4 protein-coding genes are annotated in these 6,537 nt (G+C 45.4%); all 4 read right to left on the reverse strand.

All coding sequences use genetic code 11. The annotated features are described in order from the left end of the window. Nucleotides 1-83: 83 nt before the first annotated feature. Nucleotides 84-3,314 (reverse strand): carbamoyl-phosphate synthase large subunit, encoded by a 3,231-nt coding sequence (gene carB / locus AB4583_RS21145; RefSeq protein ID WP_017059294.1) that lies wholly within the window; start codon nucleotides 3,312-3,314, stop codon nucleotides 84-86. A 16-nt stretch (nucleotides 3,315-3,330) separates the two neighbouring features. Further along, the gene (gene carA / locus AB4583_RS21150; protein WP_010434758.1) at nucleotides 3,331-4,485 is read right to left on the reverse strand and encodes a glutamine-hydrolyzing carbamoyl-phosphate synthase small subunit; all 1,155 of its coding nucleotides are present in this window, start codon (nucleotides 4,483-4,485) and stop codon (nucleotides 3,331-3,333) included. A gap of 503 nt (nucleotides 4,486-4,988) precedes the next feature. Then, on the reverse strand, nucleotides 4,989-5,813 hold the full coding sequence (gene dapB / locus AB4583_RS21155; protein WP_020628676.1) for a 4-hydroxy-tetrahydrodipicolinate reductase: 825 nt from the start codon (nucleotides 5,811-5,813) through the stop codon (nucleotides 4,989-4,991). 92 nt (nucleotides 5,814-5,905) lie between these two features. Further along, entirely contained in the window at nucleotides 5,906-6,304 is a 399-nt protein-coding gene (gene mutT, locus AB4583_RS21160) for an 8-oxo-dGTP diphosphatase MutT (protein WP_017062897.1), read from the reverse strand. Nucleotides 6,305-6,537: the final 233 nt, after the last annotated feature.

The raw sequence follows: 6,537 nt of genomic DNA on the forward strand, positions 1-6,537 counted from the left end.
GCTCGGCGCACCATAAAAAAGCCCACTCCGAGGAGTGGGCTTTGAGCATTTATATCCGCATATCAGCGATACACTTTAGGCGATTAAGCTTGAGAAGCTTTAACCTGAGCGTGTAGCTCTTGAACTGAAGTTACTGACGTTTTCGCGTCTGCAGTGTGCGCCATACAAGTCGCGAATGCAGCATTTAGCGTAGTCGTGTAGTTAACTTTCTCAGCAAGTGCACCACGACGAAGAACTTTAGAATCTTCAATCGCTTGACGGCCAGCTGCAGTGTTCACGATGTACGTATACTCGTTGTTCTTGATACGGTCAAGAATGTGAGGACGACCTTCGTGTACCTTGTTTACTAGACGTGGGTTGATGCCCGCTTCGCCAAGGATAACCGCAGTACCGTGAGTTGCGTCTAGCTGGTAACCAAGCTTAGATAGTTTAGATGCTAGGTCAACAACACGCTCTTTGTCGCCTTCGCGAACAGAAAGAAGTGCACGACCGCCTTCTGGGTAGATGTTACCACAACCCAATTCAGCTTTAGAGTATGCTTCTGCGAACGTCGCACCAACACCCATAACTTCACCAGTAGAGCGCATTTCTGGGCCTAACAGTGGGTCAACACCAGGGAACTTGTTGAATGGAAGTACAACTTCTTTCACTGAGTAGTAAGGTGGGATGATTTCTTTCGTAAAGCCTTGAGACTCTAGAGATTGACCCGCCATTACACGAGCGGCAATCTTAGCGATTGGCGCACCAGTTGCTTTAGATACGAATGGAACCGTACGTGCTGCACGAGGGTTAACCTCGATTAGGTACACTTCATTGTTCTTAACAGCAAACTGCGTGTTCATCAGACCACGAACACCCAACTCGAACGCTAGCTTTTCAACTTGCTCGCGCATTACGTCTTGGATTTCTTGGCTTAGCGTGTATGCAGGAAGAGAACATGCTGAGTCACCAGAGTGAACACCCGCTTGCTCGATGTGCTCCATAATACCGCCGATTACAACGCGCTCACCGTCACAAATCGCATCTACGTCTACTTCAACAGCGTCATCTAGGAAGCTATCAAGTAGTACTGGAGATTCGTTGGATACGCTAACTGCTTCGTTGAAGTAGCGACGTAGGTCTTGCTCGTCGTATACGATTTCCATCGCACGACCACCAAGTACGTAAGAAGGACGTACAACAAGTGGGAAGCCGATTTCACGAGATTTCTCTACCGCTTGCTCCATTGTTGTTACTGTCGCGTTTTCTGGTTGAAGTAGGCCTAGACGGTCTACAGCAACTTGGAAACGCTCACGGTCTTCTGCACGGTCGATTGCGTCTGGGCTAGTACCGATGATTGGTACGCCAGCAGCTTCAAGAGCACGTGCCAGTTTAAGTGGCGTTTGACCACCGTACTGAACGATAACGCCTTTTGGCTTCTCAACACGAGCGATTGCTAGTACGTCTTCCAGAGTTACTGGTTCGAAGTACAGACGGTCAGACGTATCGTAGTCTGTAGAAACTGTCTCAGGGTTACAGTTAACCATGATAGTTTCGTAGCCATCTTCACGTAGCGCTAGTGATGCGTGTACACAACAGTAGTCAAATTCAATGCCTTGGCCGATACGGTTTGGACCGCCGCCTAGAATCATGATTTTTTCTTTGTCTGTTGGGTTTGCTTCACACTCGTCATCGTAAGATGAGTACATGTAAGCCGTATCTGAAGAGAACTCAGCTGCACACGTATCTACACGCTTGTATACCGGGTGGATATCGTATTGGTCACGTAGACGACGGATTTCGCTTTCCGCTACACCTAGAATCTTAGATAGGCGCGCATCAGCAAAACCTTTACGCTTAAGCTTGTTTAGCTCGTCTTTATTTAGACCAGCAAAGCCTTTCGCTTTAAGTTCTTGCTCTAGCTTAACGATGTCTTCGATTTGAACTAGGAACCAACGGTCGATTTGCGTTAGGTTGAATACACCATCTACCGACATACCAGCACGGAATGCGTCAGCGATGTACCAAATACGCTCTGCGCCAGCTTCTTTAAGTTCGTGACGGATAGTCGTTAGAGCATCTGGTGCGTCTAGGTCTACCATTTCGTCAAAACCAGTCGCGCCAACTTCTAGGCCGCGAAGTGCTTTTTGTAGAGATTCTTGTTGGTTACGGCCGATGGCCATAACTTCACCAACCGACTTCATTTGCGTCGTTAGGCGGTCGTTAGCACCTGCAAACTTCTCGAAGTTAAAACGAGGAATCTTAGTTACTACGTAGTCGATTGTTGGTTCGAATGATGCTGGAGTTGCGCCGCCAGTGATGTCATTCATTAGCTCGTCTAGCGTGAAACCAACAGCCAGTTTCGCTGCAATCTTAGCGATTGGGAAACCTGTTGCTTTAGATGCTAGTGCAGAAGAGCGAGATACACGTGGGTTCATCTCGATGATAACCATACGGCCATCTTTCGGGTTGATACCAAACTGTACGTTTGAACCACCTGTTTCAACACCAATCTCACGCAGTACTGCTAGAGATGCGTTACGCATTAGTTGGTATTCTTTATCTGTCAGCGTTTGAGCTGGAGCCACAGTGATTGAGTCACCTGTGTGAATACCCATTGGGTCGAAGTTTTCAATCGCACATACGATGATGCAGTTGTCGTTTTTGTCACGAACCACTTCCATCTCGTACTCTTTCCAACCGATAAGTGATTCATCGATAAGAAGTTCATTAGTTGGAGATAGATCCAAACCACGACGACAGATTTCTTCAAATTCTTCTTTGTTGTAAGCGATACCGCCACCAGTACCACCCATCGTGAACGATGGACGAATGATACAAGGGAAGCCAACCATGTCTAAAACTTTGTAAGCTTCTTCCATCGTTTTCGCTGTATCAGCAGTTGGACACTCAAGGCCAATTGCTTTCATTGCTTTATCGAAGCGTGAACGGTCTTCTGCTTTATCGATAGCGTCAGCCGTTGCACCAATCATTTCAACACCGAACTCTTCAAGAACGCCGTGCTTTTCTAGGTCTAGAGCACAGTTCAATGCAGTTTGGCCACCCATAGTAGGTAGAACTGCATCAGGCTTCTCTTTAGCGATGATGTTACGCACAACTTCCCATTGGATAGGCTCGATGTAAGTTGCATCTGCCATATCTGGGTCAGTCATGATTGTCGCTGGGTTCGAGTTCACAAGAATAACTCGGTAACCTTCTTCGCGAAGCGCTTTACAAGCTTGAGCACCAGAGTAATCGAACTCACATGCTTGGCCGATAACGATCGGGCCAGCACCTAGAATAAGAATACTTTTAATGTCAGTACGTTTTGGCATTGTCTACTACTCCGAATTACGCTGTGTGCTGTTTGATTAGTTCAATAAAGTGGTCGAATAACGGCGCTGCGTCTTCTGGACCTGGGCTTGCTTCAGGGTGACCTTGGAAGCTGAATGCTGGTTTGTCTGTACGGTGAATACCTTGTAGAGAACCATCAAATAGTGATTTGTGCGTTGCACGTAGTGTCTCTGGAAGGGTTTCTTCGTCAGCAGCAAAGCCGTGGTTTTGCGAAGTAATCATCACAACATCACGATCTAAATCTTTAACCGGGTGGTTTGCACCGTGGTGACCAAACTTCATCTTCACTGTCTTAGCGCCTGACGCAAGAGCAAGAATCTGGTGACCTAGACAGATACCGAAGATTGGTAAGCCTTTTTCTAGGAACACTTTTGTCGCTTCAATTGCGTAAGTACATGGTTCTGGGTCACCAGGGCCGTTTGAAAGGAAAACACCGTCTGGGTTCAGAGCAAGTACTTCTTCAGCTGAAGTCTCAGCAGGAACAACCGTTAGGCGGCAGCCGCGGTCAACAAGCATTCGTAGGATGTTTCGTTTTGCACCGAAGTCATAAGCAACAACGTGGTATGGCAATTCTGAGTCTGCTTTCGCTTCAGGAAGTCCACCCGTAAGCGTCCACGAACCTTGTTTCCATTGATACGCTTCTTTTGTTGTAACTTCTTTCGCAAGGTCCATACCTTTCAGGCCAGGGAATTCTTTTGCTTTAGCTAGAGCCAAAGCTTCGTCTAGGTTTCCGTCGTTTACTGAAGAGCCAGCTACAATACAACCGTTCTGTGCGCCTTTTTCACGAAGAATACGCGTCAACTTACGAGTATCAATATCAGCGATACCAACAACGTTTTGCGACTTAAGGTAATCAGAAAGGGATTGTTCATTACGGAAGTTAGAAGCGATTAGAGGGAGATCGCGAATCACAAGGCCTTGAGCGTGGATTGAAGAAGATTCTTCGTCTTCGGAATTGGTTCCGGTATTGCCAATGTGAGGGTAAGTAAGGGTAACGATTTGTTGAGAATAGGAAGGATCAGTGAGGATTTCTTGGTACCCCGTCATCGAGGTATTAAAAACGACTTCACCAACTGCAGAACCTACAGCGCCAATGGCTTCACCGTGAAATACTGTCCCATCTTCTAGGACGAGTAGTGCTGACTTCTTCAAGACAACCTCCAGAAATAAAAATGCATTAAAATTGATTTAATTTGCAAATCTACCTTCCTGCAACACCAAAAACTGCGTGTTTATGGAAATTAGACAAATTGGCGGTATTTTAGTGATCTGCGTGATACGTGTCAACATTTAACTCAAAAGAAATTAAACATTTGTAAGGACTAATTCAATTTACCCCCTCAAAGCTCCAAAAGTTCAACTTTCATGCGCATTTAGCTCGAATATTACGATTTTCTAATTTTCACCCCTCATTTTAGCCAACCATAGAGTGATAAAAATATCAGCAACAAAACGCAATCGATAAATACCAAGAGAAAACATGACAATTTAAAGATCTAAAACAAAAAACATACTAAAGACCACATAAACAGCATAGAAATAGAGTCAAAAAGGCGATAAGAAGAAAGTAGAAGGAAGATCGGAGAAGTGAGATTACTAAGGAAAAGGCACCAAATAAAGAAAGCGCCGGCAATTGCCAGCGCATAAATATCTATTTATAGGTCATTCAAACCAAGCACATCCGTCATGGTATAAAAGCCTGCTGGTTTATCATTTAACCAAACCGCGGCCTTGATTGCGCCATTAGCAAAGGTCATTCGATCAGTGGCTTTATGGGTAATTTCCACTCGTTCACCGATATCAGCAAACATAGCGGTGTGTTCACCAATAATGTCACCGGCACGAATCGTCGCGAAACCAATTTCATCTTTAGTGCGCTCGCCAGTAATACCCTCGCGTGACCATACAGCTACATCGTTCAGCTCGTTGCCCATAGCACCCGCAATAGCTTCGCCCATACCAATCGCAGTACCTGACGGTGCATCGACTTTATGACGGTGATGAGCCTCAACGATCTCGACATCACAGTAATCGCCCATCACTTTAGCGGCCTTCTCTAGCAGCTTAAAGACCAGGTTCACACCAACGCTGTAGTTAGGTGCCATTACGATAGCCATCTCTTTTGAAGCAGCATCAATCACCTGCTTCTCTTCTTCAGAGAAGCCCGTTGTACCGATGATCAGTTTTTTACCGTGACGTTTACAAAGTTCAATATTCGCTAATGTGCTAACAGGGGCAGTAAAATCGACAATCACATCAAACTCTTCGATGGCTTTAGACAAATCATCGACTAAAGCAACATCAAAACGACCTTCACCGCATAACTCGCCGACATCTACGCCGACCAAAGATGACTCTGGACGCTCTGAACCAGCTCCAACACTTGCTTCTGAATTATGATGAGCGGCTTTCACCAAGTTGCGGCCCATGCGGCCCGCTGCTCCTGCAATTGCAATTCTTACCACTGCGAATATCTCCATTGTTTTGGTTACCGTTGCCACTTATCTCTTGCAGCAACGTTCAATCGATTAATCTCTTTAAACTAACAACAATCTCAAACTCAGGCTAGCAATTACGAAAACTCTTTTATTACTCGCTCTAAAATTGGCACATTTGCCTCTGGGAAGGCGTATTGATTCAATGATTCTAGGCTTACCCATTCACCTTGCTGACCTTCTTTACCATAAGGCTGCTCTTCAAAATCAGTCACGAGAATGAAATCGAACTTAAGTGACTTATCCGTGTAATCAAATTCAAGATGCTCAAACAGAGACTGCTCGGTCACCTTGATACCGACCTCTTCATCAAGCTCGCGAGTCATCGCTTGCTCAATAGTTTCGCCCTCTTCAACCTTGCCACCTGGAAATTCCCAGAAGCCACCTTTGTGCTTGTCATCTGGACGCTTAGTGATAAAGACCTGTGACTTATCTTGATTGAAGATAATACCCGCTACGATATGGATTCTTTTCATTGATGGTGTTCCTTAATAAAACGCTGAACTCACATAGTCCCTAAATACGTCATCCTCAAGAAAGAGGAACGACTGAGTTGGGGATCTAAAACTACGCGAGCCTAACTAAACAAGATTCCCTACTACGCTCACTCCTCGCTATAGGGAATGACAACTTCCTTGCGTAACAAAGTAAGCCATGAAATTTACATACAAAAAGAGCCGCCTAAGCGACTAATGCCGATCAGTTAAAG

The sequence above is a fragment of the Vibrio sp. 10N.222.49.C12 genome, from assembly GCF_041475025.1.
GTDB classification, from domain to species: domain Bacteria; phylum Pseudomonadota; class Gammaproteobacteria; order Enterobacterales; family Vibrionaceae; genus Vibrio; species Vibrio crassostreae_C.

Bases quoted from the DNA above. Each gene is read 5' to 3' on its own strand.
- dapB (WP_020628676.1), bottom strand. From the start codon at position 5,813: ATGGAGATATTCGCAGTGGTAAGAATTGCAATTGCAGGAGCAGCGGGC.
- carB (WP_017059294.1), bottom strand. From the start codon at position 3,314: ATGCCAAAACGTACTGACATTAAAAGTATTCTTATTCTAGGTGCTGGC.
- mutT (WP_017062897.1), bottom strand. From the start codon at position 6,304: ATGAAAAGAATCCATATCGTAGCGGGTATTATCTTCAATCAAGATAAG.